General features: G+C 63.1%; 19 protein-coding genes. 12 read left to right on the top strand and 7 right to left on the bottom strand.

The window, feature by feature from the left end; translation table 11 throughout:
• Both G3572_RS01140 and G3572_RS01135 read left to right on the top strand, forming a co-directional pair.
• Complete coding sequence (locus G3572_RS01140; RefSeq protein WP_164608851.1) at positions 1-420, top strand: DUF6691 family protein; 420 nt, start codon at positions 1-3, stop codon at positions 418-420.
• Between the two features lie 16 nt (positions 421-436).
• Positions 437-862 carry a protein tyrosine phosphatase family protein gene (locus tag G3572_RS01135; RefSeq protein WP_164608850.1) on the top strand — a complete coding sequence of 142 codons (426 nt, stop codon included), beginning with the start codon at positions 437-439 and terminating at the stop codon, positions 860-862.
• Between the two features lie 10 nt (positions 863-872).
• Here the strand turns inward: G3572_RS01135 and G3572_RS22350 are convergent, their stop codons facing one another.
• The 6 genes from G3572_RS22350 to G3572_RS01105 form a co-directional block, all read right to left on the bottom strand.
• A complete protein-coding gene (locus G3572_RS22350) occupies positions 873-1,916 on the bottom strand; it encodes a FliM/FliN family flagellar motor switch protein (RefSeq protein WP_164608849.1) in 1,044 nt (347 codons plus the stop codon).
• An 83-nt stretch (positions 1,917-1,999) separates the two neighbouring features.
• Positions 2,000-4,687 carry a sensor histidine kinase gene (locus tag G3572_RS01125; RefSeq protein ID WP_164608848.1) on the bottom strand — a complete coding sequence of 896 codons (2,688 nt, stop codon included), beginning with the start codon at positions 4,685-4,687 and terminating at the stop codon, positions 2,000-2,002.
• 12 nt (positions 4,688-4,699) lie between these two features.
• Complete coding sequence (locus G3572_RS01120; protein WP_164608847.1) at positions 4,700-4,993, bottom strand: hypothetical protein; 294 nt, start codon at positions 4,991-4,993, stop codon at positions 4,700-4,702.
• A 4-nt stretch (positions 4,994-4,997) separates the two neighbouring features.
• A complete protein-coding gene (locus G3572_RS01115; RefSeq protein WP_164608846.1) occupies positions 4,998-5,366 on the bottom strand; it encodes a response regulator transcription factor in 369 nt (122 codons plus the stop codon).
• Positions 5,367-5,442: 76 nt separating this feature from the next.
• Positions 5,443-6,759 (bottom strand): XRE family transcriptional regulator, encoded by a 1,317-nt coding sequence (locus tag G3572_RS01110; protein ID WP_164608845.1) that lies wholly within the window; start codon positions 6,757-6,759, stop codon positions 5,443-5,445.
• Positions 6,760-6,845: 86 nt separating this feature from the next.
• Positions 6,846-7,451: a TetR family transcriptional regulator C-terminal domain-containing protein gene (locus G3572_RS01105; protein ID WP_164608844.1), complete on the bottom strand. Its 606-nt coding sequence runs from the start codon at positions 7,449-7,451 to the stop codon at positions 6,846-6,848.
• 203 nt (positions 7,452-7,654) lie between these two features.
• Here G3572_RS01105 and aptA point away from each other — a divergent pair, with 203 nt between their 5' ends.
• Entirely contained in the window at positions 7,655-8,980 is a 1,326-nt protein-coding gene (aptA, locus tag G3572_RS01100; RefSeq protein WP_164608843.1) for an omega-aminotransferase AptA, read from the top strand.
• Positions 8,981-9,019: 39 nt separating this feature from the next.
• Here aptA and G3572_RS01095 read toward each other — a convergent pair whose 3' ends face one another.
• Complete coding sequence (locus G3572_RS01095) at positions 9,020-9,727, bottom strand: GntR family transcriptional regulator (RefSeq protein WP_164608842.1); 708 nt, start codon at positions 9,725-9,727, stop codon at positions 9,020-9,022.
• Positions 9,728-9,828: 101 nt separating this feature from the next.
• Between G3572_RS01095 and uxaC the strand changes: the two genes are divergently transcribed.
• The 9 genes from uxaC (at position 9,829) to uxuA (ending at position 18,613) form a co-directional block, all read left to right on the top strand.
• The gene (uxaC, locus tag G3572_RS01090; protein ID WP_164608841.1) at positions 9,829-11,235 is read left to right on the top strand and encodes a glucuronate isomerase; all 1,407 of its coding nucleotides are present in this window, start codon (positions 9,829-9,831) and stop codon (positions 11,233-11,235) included.
• A 25-nt stretch (positions 11,236-11,260) separates the two neighbouring features.
• On the top strand, positions 11,261-12,244 hold the full coding sequence (locus G3572_RS01085; RefSeq protein ID WP_164608840.1) for a TRAP transporter substrate-binding protein: 984 nt from the start codon (positions 11,261-11,263) through the stop codon (positions 12,242-12,244).
• A gap of 131 nt (positions 12,245-12,375) precedes the next feature.
• A complete protein-coding gene (locus tag G3572_RS01080) occupies positions 12,376-12,903 on the top strand; it encodes a TRAP transporter small permease (RefSeq protein WP_164608839.1) in 528 nt (175 codons plus the stop codon).
• Positions 12,903-14,183 carry a TRAP transporter large permease gene (locus G3572_RS01075; RefSeq protein WP_164608838.1) on the top strand — a complete coding sequence of 427 codons (1,281 nt, stop codon included), beginning with the start codon at positions 12,903-12,905 and terminating at the stop codon, positions 14,181-14,183. Before G3572_RS01080 ends, G3572_RS01075 begins: the two co-directional genes overlap by 1 nt.
• A gap of 7 nt (positions 14,184-14,190) precedes the next feature.
• Positions 14,191-14,499 (top strand): cupin domain-containing protein, encoded by a 309-nt coding sequence (locus G3572_RS01070; RefSeq protein WP_164608837.1) that lies wholly within the window; start codon positions 14,191-14,193, stop codon positions 14,497-14,499.
• An 11-nt stretch (positions 14,500-14,510) separates the two neighbouring features.
• On the top strand, positions 14,511-15,335 hold the full coding sequence (gene kduI, locus G3572_RS01065) for a 5-dehydro-4-deoxy-D-glucuronate isomerase (protein WP_164608836.1): 825 nt from the start codon (positions 14,511-14,513) through the stop codon (positions 15,333-15,335).
• Positions 15,332-16,054: a 2-dehydro-3-deoxy-D-gluconate 5-dehydrogenase KduD gene (kduD, locus tag G3572_RS01060; protein WP_164608835.1), complete on the top strand. Its 723-nt coding sequence runs from the start codon at positions 15,332-15,334 to the stop codon at positions 16,052-16,054. Before kduI ends, kduD begins: the two co-directional genes overlap by 4 nt.
• The gene (locus G3572_RS01055) at positions 16,032-17,456 is read left to right on the top strand and encodes a mannitol dehydrogenase family protein (protein WP_164608834.1); all 1,425 of its coding nucleotides are present in this window, start codon (positions 16,032-16,034) and stop codon (positions 17,454-17,456) included. The genes kduD and G3572_RS01055 overlap by 23 nt, the downstream gene beginning before the upstream one ends.
• Positions 17,453-18,613, top strand: a complete 1,161-nt coding sequence (uxuA, locus tag G3572_RS01050) for a mannonate dehydratase (RefSeq protein ID WP_164608833.1) — start codon at positions 17,453-17,455, stop codon at positions 18,611-18,613. The genes G3572_RS01055 and uxuA overlap by 4 nt, the downstream gene beginning before the upstream one ends.
• Positions 18,614-18,670 lie beyond the last annotated feature (57 nt).

Here is an 18,670-nt window from a genome sequence, read left to right as displayed (position 1 = left end):
ATGCAACGTCTGATTTTTGCCGCCCTTTCGGGGGCCTTGTTCGGCGCGGGCCTTCTTGTCTCGGGTATGGTGGATACGGTGAAGGTGCAGGGTTGGCTGGACGTGTTCGGCGCATGGGACCCGACGCTGGCCTTTGTGATGGGCGGCGCGATTGTCCCGATGTTCATCGCATGGCGCGTTGCCGAACGCCGCAAGACCGCCGTTTTGGGAACCCCGATTCCCGCCAAACCCGCGCAGCGGCTGGACCGCAACCTTGTGATCGGCTCTCTGATGTTCGGCGCGGGTTGGGGTCTTGTCGGGCTTTGTCCCGGTCCGGCACTTGCCGCCGCCTTCCTGAACGGCAGCAGCGGTCTGATCTTCCTTGTTGCCATGCTCGCCGCTATGGTTGCGACGCCCGCGCTACGCCGCGCCATGCCCTGACCCAAGGAGACACCGGATGGATATCCGCGCCCTGACGCCCGACTACGCCGTTTCCCCGCAGATCGACCCCGAAGATTTTGCCGCCATCAAGGCTGCTGGCTATACACGGGTCATCAACAACCGACCCGATGGCGAAATCCCGCCTTCGCACCACACAGCCGTGATGCAAGCCGCGGCCGAGGCGGCGGGGCTGGAATTCGTGATCAATCCGGTTATCGGCGGCGCGCTGACGATGGACAACGTGACCGCGCAAGCCGAGGCGATCGCCTCGGCCACCGGTCCCGTTCTGGCCTATTGTGCCAGTGGCAACCGGTCGTCGATCTGCTGGGCCTTGGCCAAGGCGGGTGAAGTTCCGGCGAACGAGCTGATCGGCACGGCCGCGCGCTTTGGCTATAATCTAGAAGGGTTGCGCCCCCAGATAGAGGCTTTGGCCCGCAGGTAAGCGGCGGGGCCTAGTCCGTTCCCGTTGCGGGAAAGGATGCAAAGTCAAACCCTTGGGAGACATTCTCACCGAAGTCTGTCGCGATTGGGTCAAACCCCGACGGGGCGGGCGCATCTGCCGCCCCCCCGCTCGGGCGAACGGCTGAGGCGACCGCCGGCCCGCCCCGCCCCTCTTCCCATCCATCCGCGGCAAGCCTGATGGCCCGCATGCCGCGCTGCTGGCCCAGTTTGCCCACGGTCACCGCACGGCCATCCATCCCTTCGAACCTGATCTGGTCAAGCGCTGCGTTGGGCAAGGGCAGCACCATATCGACCGACAGGCGCATCACCTCTGCCAGTGGCATCGACAAACGGGCAAGAACAGCGTCGATCTGGCAGTTCGCCTCTTCGACGCGGTGCGCGAGGGCGGCGGCAAAGGCGGGTCGCGCCACCGCCTCTGGCACCGCATCAGAGCGCATCCGCGGTTTGCGCCCACGTCCGTCAGCGGGCAAGATCAGGGTCATATCCCCCGCACGCGCACCGTTGGCGAGGGACAGGCGCGCCGTCAGGCAGCGAAAGGTGATGTCTTCAAGCAAGAGGCCCAAGGCGCGCGCCTCTTCGATGAAGGAGGCATAGCGAAAGCCGCTTGTCCAAACCAGATCAGCATCTTCAGCCAAAGCCTCTTCGAGATGCGAAAGCGCAAGGTCTGCGACGGGAGTGATCATGGCTGCGTCCGTGCGCGTGGGCTTGCGCGGATCTGGCGTCTGGGTGCCGCATTTGCCCAGCGTCAACACCTCGACCAGCGAAGAAAGCAGATCGGGCGACAGGACCAACAGGCCAAGCCCGTCTTCCGGCCCTTCGAGCATCAGGATCAGGGCGCGTTCGGTCGGCATGTCGAGCAATTCCGGCAAGGACACCCGCGCCGTCGACAGGCTGAGAAAGTCCACCGGAAGCTGCATCATATCGCGGGCAGCGCGGGCAAAGGCCACGCGCCACGCGCGTTCAGCCCCCGGCCCGCCAGCCAAGGCAGCCTGCTGCATGGACTGCACTTTCTTGCGCAACACCTCACCCGCCACGGCGATCCTTCCTTGCTCTCTTTCAGGCATGTTCGCGTGGCGAGGTTACCAAAGCATTGACGCGCACACGGAATGAGCCGGAGTCAGGCGGCTTTTCTTTCCAGCCGCAGCGGCACCGCCACACGGAACGCCGCACCGCCCTGCCCCGGCAGGTAGGTGATCGTGCCACCCAGATTCGCCATGACCTCGCGGCAGATGGCAAGCCCGAGCCCCGCCCCGCCCGCGCGGGTCTGATCCGTCAGCCGGGCGAATTTCTCGAAGATAAGAGCCTGGCTCTCCTTGGGAATTCCCGATCCGTTGTCGATGAAATCGATCGTCACCCGCCCGCCCTTTTGCCGGACGGAAATCCTGAGTTCAGGGTATTGCGCGTCGCAGTATTTGCGTGCGTTAGAGATCAGGTTGATGAAGACCTGCACCAGACGGTCCGCATCGGTGCGGATGAAGATGTTCTCCATCGGCAGGTCGCGGTCGATCGTGAAACTGCGCTCGGGTTTGGTGTGGCTGGCGCTGGCAAGCGCGCGGTCGATCATCTGGCTCAGGTTGGACAGCCCGAGGTTAAGCTGCACGGTGCCGTTTTCCAGCACCGACAGATCGAGCAGATCATCGAGAAGCCGCGTCAGCCGCTTGGCCTCGTCCTGAATGATGCGCCCGTAGTTCGCCACCATTTCGGGCGGCAGATCGCCTTCGGTCAGGATTTCGGAAAACGCCCGGATCGAGGTCATGGGGGTGCGCAATTCGTGGCTGATCTGCGACAGGAAGGCATCTTTCTGGATGGAAAGCTGCATCAGCTTTTCATTGGCTTCGCGCAGCGCCCGTGCGGTGCGGGTCAGTTCCTCCTGCTGGCTTTCGAGCCTTGCGGAGTATTCCATGATCTGCGCTGACTCGCTGGCGACCGCCATCAGATCCTCGACCGTCACGGTGGCCCGGCCCGCAAGCTGGCTCATCATCGCATGGGCGGTTGCAGCCCCCACCGAACCGGCAAGCCGCCGTTCCAGCCGCGCCATGAAATCCGGTGTCGGATCAGGTAGATAGCCCGCCTTGCCCTGTCCTTTTGCCTCGGTCTCGAAAAAGGTCAGCGCGTCTTCATCCCCCATGATCCGCTGCGACATCACCAGCAGATCCTCGGGTTCGGCAAGCCCCCTCTCCCAGCCGCGGGGGCTGTCGGAGGTGGTATCGAACACACGCACAAAGGCCGCGCCCTGCATCCGCTCGACAGGGCCGGGAAAGGTTAGCAACGATCCGGTCAGGAAGGCTACCGTGTTAAGGGTCATCGACCAGAACAGCGCATGAAGCAGCGGGTCCATCGTGGCCACGCCAAACAGCGCCCGCGGGCGCAGCCAGCCGATTCCGAACGGACCTTCGGCGAAAACCATCGCGGGGATCACCGCATCCGGCCCGAAGGAGGGGAGGAACAGGGTATAGGCCCAGACCAGGAAGCCCACCGTCATCCCAAGCGCGGCCCCGATCCGCGTCGCCCCCCGCCAGAAGATGCCGAATACCATCGCCGGCAAGAACTGTGCAACGCCGACAAAGGCGATCAGCCCGATTGCGGCCAAAGCGGTTGAGCCACCCGACAGGCGATAATAGGCATAGCCAAGGCCCAGCACCACGCCGATGGAAATGCGCCGCGACAACAGCACCAGCCGCCGCACATCGCCCGACACCGCCCGCGACGGGCGCAGGCGCAGCCAGACCGGCATGACGATGTGGTTTGATACCATCGTGGCAAGCGCGATCGATTCCACGATCACCATAGAGGTTGCCGAGGAAAAGCCGCCCAGAAACGCCAGCATCGCCAAGGTGCCCTGCCCCTCGGCCAAGGGCAGCGTCAACACAAACATGTCAGGGTTCGCGTTGGAAGGCAGCCTTTCCAGCCCCATCACCGCAATGGGAACGATGAAGAGGCTCATCGCAAAGAGATACAGCGGAAACGCCCATGACGCGGTGGCCAGATGCCGTTCGTCGGCGTTTTCCACGACCATGACTTGAAACATGCGCGGCAGGCAGATGACCGCAGCGCCCGCCGCAAACAGAAGCCCCGCCCAACGGCCCGGTTGCAGGTTCCAGTCCGCGATGTCAGAGGCGTCGATCCGCGCGATCATGTCGGCTGGTCCGTCCGCCATGACCCAGACCACGAAAATCCCCACCGCGATCAGCGCGACCAGTTTGACGACCGCCTCGACCGCGATGGCGGTGACGATGCCGTGGTGCTGTTCTTTGGCATCCAGATTGCGGGTGCCGAACAGGATGGTGAACAAAGCCAGCCCACCTGCCACCCAGATGGCCGTGGCCTCGGTTCCGGGTGGCGAAAAACCGTCATCTGTAGGGCTGGCAAAAACGCTGAATGACAGGGTCACCGATTGGAGTTGCAGTGCGATATAGGGTGTGGCGGCCACGACCGCGATGATCGTCACGATCACGCCGAGCAGGTTGGATTTGCCAAATCGGCTGGAAATGAGGTCGGCGATGGAGGTGACCCGCTGTTGCCGCCCGATCCGCACCAGCTTGCGCAAGATCCACCACCAGCCGATGAACACGATGGTCGGCCCCAGATAGATCGTCAGGAACTCCAGCCCCGAGCGCGCGGCATATCCGACCGCACCGTAGAAGGTCCAAGCCGTGCAATAGATGGACAGAGACAGCGTGTAGATCAGCGGCGATTGCAGCCAGCCCAGACGGCCCCGGTCGGCCCTGCGCTCGGCGGCCCATGCGACCAGAAACAGGAAGATCACATAGGCCAGACAGGACAGGACCAGAATGTTGAAGGGCATCGCCGCGCGCCCCTATCGCCCGAAATCCTGATCGACGGGGGCGGCGCCATCGTCTTCGTCCTCGGGCGCGGTCAGGCTGCGCGAAATGAGCATCGCAAGCCCGATCAGGACCGCCCAGGCCACAAAAAGGTAAATCCCGTCAGGCGCGGTGTCGCGGTGGAACGTGTCCTGCGGCGCCCACAAGACCGGCAGCAGGATCAGGAACACGCCCACGACCGGCAGAAGCCGCGCCGCATCGCGCCGCCTGCGCTGCCGGTAACTGGCAGGGCGCAGGAACAGGGGCGGTGTGCGCGGCGTCCGGGCCATCAGATCAGCCCTTTGTCAGCGAGCGCACGGCGGCGCGCATGTCATCATTGGAAAACGGCTTGGTCATGAAATGATTTGCCCCCGCGCGCTCGGCCGCCTCGCGGTCCCGCCCCTGCCCCTTCGCGGTCAGCATCATGACAGGCAGGGTCTCTGTGGCGGGGTCTGCGCGCAACTGGTTTAGAATCTCGAGACCGCTCAGCCCCGGCAGCATCAGATCAAGGATCACAAGGTCGGGTTTTTCAGCCCGCACCGCCGCGACCGCCGCATGACCGTCGGCAAGTGTCGTCACGTCGCAGCCATCGCGCGACAGGATGAATCGGATCGCCTCGCTGATGTTCGGCTCATCCTCGATGAGCAGCACACGCGCCGTCATAGGTCTTCGTTCCCCCCTCCGGTTTTTCACCGGCATCGCGCTGACTATCCGGCCTCAGCCGGATTATGTCAAAGCACTATTGCGCTTCGGCTTCTGCCAAAATGGATGGCTCTCGCCGGGCAGGGCAAGGGTTGCGCGGGCAGATCCGGCAAGAGGAGCCAAGGGCCAGCACGGGTGCGGCGGAGCGCGGGCCCGGATCGGGCAGGATCAGCATCGCCGCCTCCCGCAGTTCCGGCCCGGCGAACCCAAGCGGCAAGCGGGTTTCGCATATCGACAAGGTGCGAAACCGCCGCGCCGAACGCCCTGCGGGTTCCACATGATCGGCAAAGGGGGTCATCGGGCGCGCAAGGGCGGCAAACAGCGGCCAAAGCGGACAGGCCGCACCAAAACGCGGCAGGGCAAAGCCATCGACCGGCTTGCGAAAGAGCAAGGTGCCAGAGGCGTCGCAGACGACCAATCCGGCGGGCGAGTCGGGCAGCAGGGCAATACGCCGCATCACCCCCAAGACGGGCAGGCCCGCGCGCTGTGCCAGCACCCACGGATCGCTTTCGCCCTGTTCCATCGCGCGGCGCAGGGCCGAGTCGGGAAGGCGCAGCGCCTCGGCTGCGGCCTGCCGCAGAAAGGTGCGGGCAAGCGCGCGCGCGGCGGCAGAGGCAAGGCCCGCAACTTCGCCCTCGAGCCGCTCCAACCCGCCCGCCTGCTCCAGTTCGGCCAGATGCCAGCCCCGTCCCGCAAGCCAGCCCTCCACCTCTTCCTGCGGGGCGGCAAGCCCGGTGTCTACCGCCGTATCCGACCCGTCGAGATAGGCCACCAGCGCCTCGGCACCGACGGCAAGGCGCTCGCTGTCCTGATGCAGGTTCTGGTGAAAGCGCGCGCGCCAGTCGGGTTCGATATCTTCGGTATCGGCCAGAATTGCCGCGGTAGAGCGCACGGAGGCCAGTGCCGATAGCAGTTCGTGCAAAGAGGCTGACAGGTGCGGATCATGCGTCAGCCGGTCATTCAGCGCGCCGACTGCCCGTTCAAGATGCGCCGCCCGGTGATGCTGCGCCGCCAGCACCGCAGCCCAACCGGGAAAGCGCCCTGCAAAATCCTCGATCCGGTCAAGCTCGGGCTGCTGGCCGGGGGCTGTGGCCGCCGCCGCGCGCAGATCATCGATCAGCGCCCCGCCCGCGCCTTCGGCCAGACTTGCCGCCTCGGTGCCAAGAACCTCGGCCAGACGGCCCAGCACATCGGCTCCGACTTTGCGGCGATTGTGCTCGATCAGGTTCAGATAGCTGGCAGATATCCCGACGGCCTGCGCCACATCGCCCTGCCGCAGCCCAAGCGCCAGCCGCCGTTCCCGGATCAGGCTGCCCGTCAGGCTGGCGGCGCTGTTGCTTGCACTGCTGGGCATGGCGAACCCCTGTCACGACCTGCGCCAACTTTACAAAGCGAAGTGAAGTTTACAACAGCTTTACACCGGCTACCCGACGGTCCCGATCAGGGGGCCAGCAAACGGGTGTAGAGTGTTTCGAGAAAGGCCCCGGCCTCGGCATAAGGGTCACGCCCGTCGCCCAGCACCGTGCGGACCTGCACGTCGAAATCGGCGTAATGCTGGGTCAGCGCCCAGATGGAAAACACCAGATGCACCGGATCAAGGCGCGCGATCCGCCCTTCATCCATCCAGGTTTGCAGCACCTTTGCCTTTTGCGCGACAAGGGCCTTCAACTCGCCCTCAATCGCCTCGCGCATACGCGGGGCGCCCTGCAGGATTTCAATCGCGAACAGGCGGCTTTCGCGCGGATAATCGCGGCTCAGCTCCAGTTTGCGCCGCACATAGCCCATCACCTCGGCGACAGGATCACCCGCCGCATCCATGTCGCGCAAAGGATCAAGCCACGTTGCCAGCAGCCGCGTCAGCAGCGCGTGATGGATCGCCTCTTTCGACGGGAAGTAATACAGCAGGTTCGGCTTTGACAGGCCCGCCACCTCGGCGATCTGGTCCAAGGTCGCGCCGCGAAACCCGTGGGCCGAAAACACATCGAGGGCCGCTTCCAGAATGGTTTCAGAGTTCCTGATCTGGATACGGGTCTTGGGTCTTGGCATTTTGACGTCATTCCTGGGGCCGGAGTGGCAGGGTGACGCAGAATGCGCCATCTTGCAATTGGCAGAGCTTGGGCTGGCCGTGCTAACATGCACCAGACCCATGCGACACTTGACTGGCCTGGCGCCAGTGATAGCAACATCTGACCGTATGGTCAAAACCCATCCGCGCGCCGCAAGGCCGCCCCAACAGGAACTCCGATGCCATGGCGCTGGACCGCAAAGCCCCCAATGATCTGAACGCCTTCTGGATGCCTTTCACCGCCAACCGCCAGTTCAAGAAGAACCCGCGGATGTTCGTTGCGGCCAAGGACATGCATTACACCACCTCCGATGGCCGTCAGGTGCTGGATGGCACGGCCGGTCTGTGGTGCTGCAACGCGGGGCATTGCCGCCCCAAGATCACCGAGGCAATCCAGAAGCAGGCGGCAGAACTTGATTACGCGCCTGCTTTCCAGATGGGGCACCCTGTTGCTTTCGAGCTTGCCAACCGCATCATCGACATCGCTCCCAAGGGCATCGAGCATGTGTTTTACACGAACTCCGGCTCGGAAAGCGTTGAAACGGCACTGAAACTGGCGATTGCCTATCATCGCGCCAAGGGTCAGGCCAGCCGCACCCGTCTGATCGGGCGCGAGCGCGGCTATCACGGGGTGAACTTCGGCGGCATCTCAGTGGGCGGGATCGTCAACAACCGTCGGCATTTTGGCAGTCTTCTCAGCGGTGTAGACCACCTTCCTCATACGCATCTGCCCGACCAGAACCGCTGGAGCAAAGGGCAGCCCGAGCATGGCGCCAATCTGGCCGACGATCTGGAGCGGCTGGTTGCCCTGCACGGGGCCGAAACGATTGCCGCTGTGATCGTCGAGCCTGTGGCCGGGTCCACCGGGGTTATCCTGCCGCCAAAGGGCTATCTGGAGCGCTTGCGCGCGATCACCAAGAAGCATGGCATCCTGCTGATCTTCGATGAGGTCATCACCGGCTTTGGCCGTCTTGGCGCGCCCTTTGCCGCGCAGTATTTCGATGTGCTGCCCGACATGATGACCACCGCCAAGGGCTTGACCAACGGGGTGATTCCGATGGGGGCGGTGCTGACCACCGCCGATGTGCATGACGCCTTCATGGACGGCCCCGAGCATATGATCGAGCTGTTCCACGGCTATACCTATTCGGGCAACCCCATCGCCAGTGCCGCCGGCATTGCCACGCTGGAGACCTACCGCGAAGAAGGGCTGTTCGAACGTGCCGCCGAGATTGCACCCTATTGGCAAGAGGCGCTGCATTCCTTGCGCGACTCGCGTCATGTGATCGATGTGCGCAACATGGGGCTGATCGGCGCAGTCGAACTGGACCCGATTGCAGGCGAGCCCACAAAACGGGCGTTCAGCGCATTTTTGGCAGCTTATGACAAGAACATCCTGATCCGCACCACCGGCGACATCATTGCCATGTCACCGCCTCTGATGATCTCGCGCGCGCAGATCGACACCTTGATCGGCACGCTGGCCGACGTGCTGGCGAAACTGGAGTGATGCGAGGGGCCGCGGCCAGAGACAAAATCTGGCCGCGGCTCAATCCGCCATTGGCTCGCCCTCAAAGAACGCTTCATGCTCTGACCGGATGCGGCGGATCTGCACCTTGATGCGCGACAGATGCGCATGCATGGCCGCCATTGCCCCTGCGGCATCGCGTTGGCGCAGCGCGGCCATGACGCGCAAGTGATCATCAAAGGCATCCTGCGAGGCGAAGGACAGCGACAGAAAACGCACCCTGTCCATATGCGCCTTGTTCTCGCGGATGATCTCCCATGCAAAGCCATGCCCGCTGCGCTCGCAGATTTCGCGGTGAAACAGATCGTCGAGCGCGTGAAAGCCGACCGCGTCACGTGCCTCGACGGCGGCGCGCTGCTGATCCAGCACATCGTCAAGCGCGTTCAAGTCCGCCTCGCCCAGACGCGCACAGGCCATGCGCACCGTTTCTGCCTCGATGGCCGAACGTATGAAGCGCGCCTGCATGACGGCGGTTTCCGAAATCGGTGAAACGACCGTGGCCCGCTGCGGGCGGATCGTCAGAAACCCCAGCGTCGACAACCGGTAGAACGCATCGCGCACCGGCTGGCGCGACACGCCCATGATCCGGGCCACATCGACCTCGGACATCTTTGTGCCGGGTGGCAAGTCCAGCGCCAGGATCTGCCGGTGCAATTCTTCGAAAATCGCATCGGTGACAGAGGGCCGCTGCACAGGCTCGAGCATTTTCAGCAGCGTGCTATCGGGCATATTTCCCTCCGTTGACAGGTTTCGCATACTAGCATATTAGTTTGAGAGTGCCTTGAAAAGCGTCTTTCGCCGATCACGCACCAAGGGGAAGGAAAACACAAGTGCCGCTGCTGGACGCCGATCGCCTGATGCCTGTCGATTCCGCTGCGCGTGGCCTTGCCCGCGCGCTGTATGCCACGGTTGCCGATCTGCCGATCATCAGCCCGCATGGCCATACCGACCCGCGCTGGTATGCCACCAATGCCCCCTTCCCCGACCCCGCACAGCTTTTTGTGACGCCCGATCATTACGTGTTTCGCATGCTTTGCTCGCAAGGCATCGCGCTCACCGATCTGGGGGTGCCGCGCGCCGATGGCGGACCGACCGAGACAGACGGGCGCAAGATCTGGCGGCTGTTTGCACAGAACTACCACCTGTTCCGCGGCACGCCGTCGCGCATGTGGCTGGACCATGCGTTCGAGACGGTGTTCGGCTTTGATGTTCCGCTCTCGGCTTCCACCGCCGATGATTACTACGACCGGATCGACGCCGCGCTTGCCACCCCTGCCTTTCGTCCCCGCGCTTTGTTTGATCGGTTCAAGATCGAGGTGATTTCCACCACCGATGGTGCGCTGGATGACCTGCGCTGGCACCAGATGATCCGCGCGTCGGGGTGGCAGGGGCGCGTGGTGCCAGCCTATCGCCCGGATGCGGTGGTGGACCCCGAATTTGCCGGATTTGCCGAGAATGTCGCCCGTTTGGGAGAGTTGACGGGCGAGGACACGGCGACGTGGTCGGGTTATCTGAACGCGCACCGCATCCGGCGTGCGTTCTTTATCGGTTATGGCTGCACCTCTTCCGACCACGGGCATGCGACCGCCCGCACCGAGGATCTGCCGCAGGATCAGGCGGCTTTGCTTTTCGCGCGCGCCCTGCGCGGGGAATGTTCGGCAGAGGAGGCCGATGCCTTCCGCGGGCAGATGCTGACCGAGATGGCGCGGATGAGCCTGGAGGACGGGCTTGTGCTGCAAATCCACCCCGGCAGCCGCCGTAACCATTCCGCCTCCATGCTGGAGATGTTCGGGCGCGACAAGGGCTTCGACATTCCGGGTCGCACCGATTACGTCACAGCGCTGCGCCCGCTGCTGAATGCCGTTGGCATGGACAACCGGCTTTCGGTGATTGTCTTCACGCTGGACGAGTCGGCATATGCGCGCGAACTTGCCCCCTTGGCGGGCGTTTATCCGGCGTTGAAACTGGGGCCGGCATGGTGGTTCCATGACAGCCCCGAAGGCATGCGCCGCTTTCGCGAGATGACCACCGAAACCGCGGGCTTCTACAACACCGTCGGTTTCAACGATGACACCCGCGCCTATTTGTCGATCCCCGCGCGCCATGACGTCGCGCGCCGGGTGGATTGCGCCTTTCTGGCTACGCTGGTCCGCACCGGACGGCTGGCAGAGACCGATGCATATGAGGTCGCCCACGACCTTGCATACCGGCTTGCAAAGCAAGCCTACCGGCTGTGAAGCCATTTAACGGGAGGAGAAAGAAATGAATAAATACAAGACTTTGGCTGCGGCCCTTCTGGCGACAACTGCCTTTGCGGGGGCAGCTTTTGCCGAATGTGAAGTCACCCTGAAATCATCCGATACGCACCCCGACGGCTATCCTACGGTCGAAGCGGTCAAGCACATGGGCGACTTGCTCAAAGAGCGCAGCAACGGGCGCATCTGCGTGGAAGTGTTCCACTCGGCCCAACTTGGCGAGGAAAAGGACACCATCGAGCAGACCAAGTTCGGCGTGATCGATTTCAACCGCGTGTCGATGGGGCCGTTCAACAACATCATCGAGGAAACGAAGGTGGTGTCGCTGCCCTTCATCTTCCGCGGGACCGATCACATGCACCGTGTGATGGATGGCCCTGTCGGCGACGAGATTCTGGCGGCTTTCGAACCCCACGGCTTTGTCGGTCTGGCCTATTTCGATGGCGGTTCGCGGTCATTCTACAACAAGGAAAAGCCTATCACGTCGATTGACGATCTGAAGGGCATGAAGATGCGTGTCATGCAGTCTGATGTCTTCGTCGACATGATGACCGCGCTTGGCGCGAATGCCACACCCATGCCCTATGGCGAGGTATATTCGGCGATCCAGACCGGTGTGATCGACGGGGCCGAGAACAACTGGCCGTCTTATGAATCCTCGGGCCATTTCGAGGTGGCAGGTTATTACACGCTGAACCAGCACCTGATCGTGCCGGAAGTTCTGGTGATGTCGAAAGCAAGCTATGACAAGCTGTCGGCCGAAGATCAGGCGCTGGTGCGGCAGGCCGCCAAGGACTCGATCCCTGTCAACCGCGAGCTTTGGGCCGCGCGCGAGAAGGTGTCGGAAGAAAAGGTCCGGGCGGCTGGCGTGCAGGTGATTTCCGAGATCGACAAGACCCCGTTCATCGAAGCGATGGTCCCCGTTTACGAAAAGCACGCAAACACGCCCAAGCTGCAAGATCTGGTGCAGCGCATTCAGGCAACCGAGTGATCGGCGACTGAGCGAAGGATCGGGGGGCATCGCCCCCGTGCCATCGGCCTTCGGGCCGGTGGCACCTGCGGCTGACCCCGCGGGACATTTATGACCTGAAAAATGACCGCAACGCGCGGCGTGGAGCCTTCATGCAGACGGGATTGTTACGGCTGGCCGTTTGGCTGGGATATGTGGCGAAGGGCGCGCTTTGGCTCGCCGGGGCCGGGCTGGTCATGATGACCGTCATCATCGGGGCGCAGGTTTTTTTCCGCTATGTGCTCAACGACTCGATCATCTGGAGCGAGCCCGCTGCGGTGATCCTGATGGGCTGGTTCATCTTTCTGGGTGCGGCCGTGGGTATCCGCGAAGGGTATCACCTGTCTTTTGACATCCTGCTGTATCTGGTGTCGCACCGCGTGAAGATGGTGCTGTTTTCCCTGTCCGATCTGGTCGTTGCTGCCTTCGGGGCGGGCATGGTCTGGTTTGGCGGGCAGTTGATGGTGTCGGCCTACGGCATCACCCTGCCCTCGCTCGGGGTGACGGGCGCAGTCGATTTCCTGCCACTCGTGGTCGGCGGAGTGCTGATGGTGATCTTTTCGGCCGAACGGCTGGCGCGGCGTGCGGCCGGCTTGCCGACAGCGCGCTTTGGCGAAACCGATGCGGATGAGGTGGCGTGATGGAACTCTGGGTCCTTTTCGGCACCTTCGTCGTTTTGCTAGCGATCGGCACGCCTGTCGCCTTCTGTCTGGGCGTATCTAGCTTTGCCACCGTCGTCTATCTGGGCCTGCCGCCCGTTGTGGTGTTCCAGCGGCTGAATTCCGGCGTATCGGTCTTTGCCCTTATGGCAATTCCCTTCTTCATCTTCGCGGGTGAGGTGATGGTGCGCGGCGACATTGCGCGGCGTCTCATTGCTGTGGCGGGTGCAGCCGTTGGGCATTTCCGGGGCGGCCTCGGACAGGTCAACATCGCGTCGTCGGTGCTGTTCGGCGGCATTTCCGGCTCTGCCGCTGCGGATGCCTCGGCCATCGGCGGATTGATGGTGCCGCAGATGAAGGAACGCGGCTATGATGTTGATTATGCTGTCAACATCACCGTCGTCAGTTCGATCATCGCACTGATGCTGCCGCCCAGCCACAACATGATTATCTATTCGATCTCCGCGGGTGGACGGCTGTCCATTGCCGACCTGTTCACCGCAGGGATCATCCCGGGGCTGCTGCTGGCGCTGTCGCTGGCGATGGCGGCCTGGTATGTTGCCCGAAGGAAAGGCTATCCGACCGAGGCGTTTCCGGGCTGGTCGATGCTGGGCCTGCTGCTGATCAACGCCATTCCGGGGCTGCTGCTGATCGGGATCATCTTTGGCGGTGTGCGATCGGGCGTGTTCACGGCCTCAGAATCCTCGTGCATCGCGGCGATCTATGCCTTGGGCGTGACAACACTGGCGTATCGCACGATGGGCTGGGCGGATTTCGTGGGCGCGGTCAAGGCGGCGGTCCGCACGACGGCGATGGTGCTGCTGGTGATCGGCTGCGCGGCCGCCTTTGGCTGGTTGCTGGCCTATCTCAAGGTGCCGACGGCGATGATCAGCCTGATGCAAAGCGTCAGCGAGAACCCGATCGTGGTGCTGTTGCTGATCAATGTCATCTTGCTGGTGCTGGGCACCTTCATGGATATGAGCCCGCTGATCGTGATCACGACGCCGATCTTTTTGCCGGTCGCGGCCGCCTTCGGCGTCGATCCGGTGCATTTCGGGGTGATCCTTGTGCTGAACCTTGGCATCGGGCTGTGCACGCCCCCCGTTGGCGCGGTATTGTTCGTGGGCTGCGCCGTGGGCAGAATTTCGGTCTGGCAGGCGGTGCGCACGATCTGGCCGTTCTATGGCGCGGCCTTCGGCACGCTGATGCTTGTCACCTACATTCCGGCGCTGTCCTTGTGGCTGCCTGCCCTGTTCCGTTGAGGCCGTCATGACCTATCCTGTTGTGCAAACTGGCGAAGACGTAACGCGGCAAGTGCTGGCCGATAGCCCGGAATTGATGACGGTAGCGTTTCACTTTGGCGCCAAGGGGGCCATCGGTGCGCCGCATCAGCATCCGCATGTGCAATCTACCTTTGTGCGGTCGGGACGGTTTCGCTTTACCGTGGCCGAGCGCACATTCGAGGTCGGTGCGGGGGATGCGTTTGTCATTCCCTCCAATGCCGTTCATGGCTGCATCTGCCTTGAACCCGGCACGCTGATCGATGGGTTTGCTCCCCGTCGTGACGATTTTCTCTGAAAGGACTTCTTATGCTTTATGTCGAGACCCGTCAGGCGATTTCCGCCAATGAAGCCAAGGGCATGGATACAACCGCCCTGCGGGCGCATTTCCACGGCGAAGGTTTGTTTCAGGAGGGCCAGATCCGGCTGCTTTACACCCATTACGACCGAATGATCGTGGGCGGCGCGGTCCCTGCGGGGGCCGATCTGGTGCTGGATCATGTGAAGGAATGCGGCACGGCCAGCATTCTGGACCGGCGCGAGATGGGGGTTGTGAACATCGGCGGTGACGGGGTGGTGACAGCGGGCGGGCAAAGCCATGCGCTGTCAAAGGGCGATGTGCTCTATCTGCCGATGGGCGCGGGCCCTGTCACCTTTTCCGGTCACGGGCGGTTCTACATCACCTCTTGCCCCGCGCATCACGCCTATCCGGCCCGTTTGATCAAGCTCGAGGATGCCAAAAAGGTCACGCTGGGCGCGCCGGAAACGGTGAACCATCGAACCATCAACCAGTTCATCCACCCCGAGGTGATGACCTCGTGCCAGTTGGTGCTGGGCTATACCCAGTTTCACGGCGGGTCCGTCTGGAACACAATGCCTGCCCATCTGCACGACCGCCGGATGGAGGCGTATCTCTATTTCGACATCCCGCAAGGCCAGAGGGTGTTTCACTTTATGGGCGAGCCTGACGAGACCCGGCATCTGGTCATTGCCAACGAGGAGGCCGCCATTTCGCCCCCGTGGTCGATCCATTGCGGTGCAGGCACGGCGAGCTACAGCTTCATCTGGGCGATGGCAGGTGACAACGTCGATTACCGCGATGTGGAAATGGTGAAGATGGAGGATTTGCGGTGAACCCTTTTTCCCTTTCCGGCCAGACCGCGCTTGTGACCGGAGCCAATACCGGAATCGGTCAGGCGATTGCCGCCGCGATGGCCCGCGCAGGCGCGCATGTGATCGCCGCTGGACGCTCGTCTTGCGCGCAAACCGTGGCGATGACCGGCGGCGAGGAATTGCGCCTTGATTTCGCCGATCCGATGGCGGCGCGGGATGTGTTTTCCGCGCGGCGCATCGATATTCTGGTGAACAACGCCGGCATTATCCGGCGGGCAGATTCCGTCGACTTCACCGAAGAAGACTGGGATGCGGTGATCGACGTGAACCTCAAGGCGGTGTTTTTCACCTGCCAGGCCTTTGCCAAGGCGGCCTTGGCGCAAGGGGGCGGCAAGATTGTGAACATCGCATCACTCTTGTCGTTTCAGGGTGGTATCCGCGTCCCGTCCTATACCGCGTCCAAGCACGGGGTGGCGGGAATCACAAAACTTCTGGCCAATGAATGGGCGGCAAAGGGCATCAACGTGAATGCCATCGCACCCGGCTATATCGAGACGAACAATACGGAGGCCCTGCGTGCCGACCCCGATCGCAGCAAGGCCATTCTGGACCGGATCCCGGCAGGCCGCTGGGGCCGCGCCGAAGATATCGGCGAGGCCGCTGTTTTCCTGGCCTCGCCAGCCGCCGCCTATATCCACGGCGCCGTGCTGAATGTAGATGGAGGCTGGCTTGCCCGTTAACCGCCTGAGCCGAAGCGCACCGCGCGTGCCGGTGGGCATCGTCCATCTTGGCCTTGGCGCCTTCTTTCGCGCCCACGGGGCCGTCTACATAGAAGAGGCGATGTCGCTGTCGGGCGGTGATTGGGGCATCCTTGGCGTTTCGCTGCAATCGGCGACTATGCGCGATCAGCTGACCCCGCAGGGCGGCACCTATATGGCGTTGGAACTGGGGCCAGAGGGAGAGATGCTGCGCCATGTGCAATCGGTGCAAGATGTTCTCGTCGCCCGCGAAAACCCCGGTGCCGTGCTTGAAGCGATGGCCGATCCGGGCGTGCGCATCGTCAGCCTGACCGTCACAGAGAAGGGCTATTGCCACGCGCCGTCAACCGGACGGCTCAACATGGCGCATCCCGATATCGTGCAGGATCTGGCCCATCCGCTTCCGGTGTCGGCCCCCGGCTTTCTGGTGCGTGCCTTGGCTTTGCGCCAAGCGCGGGGCCTTGCCCCCTTCACTGTGCTGACCTGTGACAACCTGCCGAACAACGGGCAGGTGGTGCGCGGCGTGGTTCTGGCCCTTGCCCGAGCGCTGGACCCCGACCTTGCCGCATGGATAGAGACCGAGGGGCGGTTCCCGTCGACGATGGTCGACTGCATCGTGCCTGCGACCAAACCGGAAGATCTGGCCCGCCTGGAGGCGCTGATCGGCGCACATGATGCCGCGCCGGTGCTTCACGAACCCTTCCGGCAATGGGTGGTCGAAGATGATTTCGTGGGCGGCGCGCGCCCCGATCTGGCCGCAGTGGGCGTGCAGATGGTGCGCGATGTCACCGAATATGAACATATGAAGCTGCGGATGCTGAACGGCACCCATTCCTCGCTGGCCTATCTGGGCTATCTCGCCGGGCATGAGACGATTGCCGACTGCATGGCCGATCCGGTGCTGGACAGGTTTGTGCAGCGCCTCTGGACGCGAGAGATCATTCCGGCGCTGCAGCCGCCCGAGGGGGTCAATCTGGCAGAGTATGCAGATGCCTTGCGCGCGCGCTATTCCAATCCGGGCATTCGCCACCGGACATGGCAGATCGCGATGGATGGCAGCCAGAAGTTGCCCCAGCGCATCCTTGGCACGCTGGAGACCAACCTCGGCGCCGCCCGCCCCTGCCCTGGCCTGATGTTGGCGGTGGCAGCGTGGATGGTCTATGTGCGCGGCACCGATCTGGCGGGACAACCGATTGAGGTCAAAGACCCGCTCGCACCCGAGTTGCGGCTGGCTGCCTGCTCGGACGATCCGGTAGGCGCGCTTCTGGCGCTGCAGGCTGTGTTTCCACAGCGTTTGGCGCAAGCGCTGGAAAGCCCTCTGCGCAAGGCCCATGCGGCCTTGCTGACCCAAGGAGCCAAAGCCGCGATGGAGGCCGTGCAATGATCGAAAGCTGGCGCTGGTATGGGCCCTTTGACCGCATCTCGCTGCCCGAGATCGCCCAGACGGGTGCGCGCGGCATTGTCACAGCCCTGCATGAAATCCCCTATGGCGAGGTCTGGCCCCGCGAAGTGATTGCCGCGCGCAAGGCCGAGATCGAAGCGGCAGGCTTTGACTGGGTGGTGGTAGAGAGCCTGCCGATCCATGAGCGCATCAAGCGCGGGAACGGTGATCTGGGCACGCTGTTTGCCAATTACCGCCAGTCGATGGCCAATCTGGCAGCCGAGGGTGTGACCAACATCTGCTACAACTTCATGCCGCTGCTCGACTGGACCCGCACCGACCTGACCGCCCCCGTGGCGAGGGGCGGGTCTTGTCTTCGGTTCGAGGCCTCGAAAATGGCGGCTTTTGAACTCTACATGCTGGGACGGGCCGAAGCCGAAGACGATTACACCGCCGAGGCGCTGCAGAAGGCCGCGATCTGGCACCAGCAGGCGACAGAGACGGACAAGGAGGGTTTGCTGCACGCCATCATGTCCGGCCTGCCCGGCGCCTATGACCGCTATGACATTGCCGGACTCAAACGCGCCCTAGAGGGATATGACGGACTGGACCGCAGCGCTTTGCGCAGCCATTACAAACGCTTCCTCGAGGAAGTTGTGCCGGCGGCCGAAGATCTGGGCATGACGCTCTGTGTTCATCCGGATGATCCCCCGCGCGACATTCTGGGGCTGCCGCGGATTGTCTCGGATGCAGATGACATCGCGTTTATCCTTGGCGCGGTGGACACACCGGCCAATGGACTGACCTTCTGCACCGGCTCGCTCGGCGCCAATCCGGTCAATGATTTGCCCGCGATGGCGCGCCGCTTTGCCCCGCGCGTCCACTTCGCGCATCTTCGCAATGTGCGCAAAGACCCCGATGGCAGCTTTGAGGAAGCGGCGCATCTGGAGGGCGACACCGATATGGTCGCGGTGATCGCAGCCCTGCTTGCGGAAGGCAAATCGTCGGGGCGGACGATCCCCTTCCGCCCGGATCACGGGCATGAACTGCTGGATGATGCAGCACGCGGCACGCATCCCGGTTACCCGCTTGTCGGCCGCCTGCGCGGTCTGGCGGAACTGCGCGGCGTGATCGCGGGTCTGCGCTACCAAGCGGCATGACACCCAAGGCCAAGCCCGCCAAACGGCGGCTTGGCCTTACATCCGCCCATCCCATAA

The organism is Pseudotabrizicola algicola (assembly GCF_010915705.1).
GTDB lineage: Bacteria > Pseudomonadota > Alphaproteobacteria > Rhodobacterales > Rhodobacteraceae > Pseudotabrizicola > Pseudotabrizicola algicola.
Note: the sequence above shows the minus strand (reverse complement) of the source record. Positions and strands in the feature narration are given on the sequence as shown.

Coding starts and splice junctions, on each gene's coding strand:
- G3572_RS01140 (WP_164608851.1), top strand. CDS start 1: ATGCAACGTCTGATTTTTGCCGCCCTTTCGGGGGCCTTGTTCGGCGCG.
- G3572_RS01135 (WP_164608850.1), top strand. CDS start 437: ATGGATATCCGCGCCCTGACGCCCGACTACGCCGTTTCCCCGCAGATC.
- G3572_RS01125 (WP_164608848.1), bottom strand. CDS start 4,687: ATGCCCTTCAACATTCTGGTCCTGTCCTGTCTGGCCTATGTGATCTTC.
- G3572_RS01120 (WP_164608847.1), bottom strand. CDS start 4,993: ATGGCCCGGACGCCGCGCACACCGCCCCTGTTCCTGCGCCCTGCCAGT.
- G3572_RS01115 (WP_164608846.1), bottom strand. CDS start 5,366: ATGACGGCGCGTGTGCTGCTCATCGAGGATGAGCCGAACATCAGCGAG.
- G3572_RS01110 (WP_164608845.1), bottom strand. CDS start 6,759: ATGCCCAGCAGTGCAAGCAACAGCGCCGCCAGCCTGACGGGCAGCCTG.
- G3572_RS01105 (WP_164608844.1), bottom strand. CDS start 7,451: ATGCCAAGACCCAAGACCCGTATCCAGATCAGGAACTCTGAAACCATT.
- aptA (WP_164608843.1), top strand. CDS start 7,655: ATGGCGCTGGACCGCAAAGCCCCCAATGATCTGAACGCCTTCTGGATG.
- G3572_RS01095 (WP_164608842.1), bottom strand. CDS start 9,727: ATGCCCGATAGCACGCTGCTGAAAATGCTCGAGCCTGTGCAGCGGCCC.
- G3572_RS01085 (WP_164608840.1), top strand. CDS start 11,261: ATGAATAAATACAAGACTTTGGCTGCGGCCCTTCTGGCGACAACTGCC.
- G3572_RS01080 (WP_164608839.1), top strand. CDS start 12,376: ATGCAGACGGGATTGTTACGGCTGGCCGTTTGGCTGGGATATGTGGCG.
- G3572_RS01075 (WP_164608838.1), top strand. CDS start 12,903: ATGGAACTCTGGGTCCTTTTCGGCACCTTCGTCGTTTTGCTAGCGATC.
- G3572_RS01070 (WP_164608837.1), top strand. CDS start 14,191: ATGACCTATCCTGTTGTGCAAACTGGCGAAGACGTAACGCGGCAAGTG.
- kduI (WP_164608836.1), top strand. CDS start 14,511: ATGCTTTATGTCGAGACCCGTCAGGCGATTTCCGCCAATGAAGCCAAG.
- G3572_RS01055 (WP_164608834.1), top strand. CDS start 16,032: ATGGAGGCTGGCTTGCCCGTTAACCGCCTGAGCCGAAGCGCACCGCGC.
- uxuA (WP_164608833.1), top strand. CDS start 17,453: ATGATCGAAAGCTGGCGCTGGTATGGGCCCTTTGACCGCATCTCGCTG.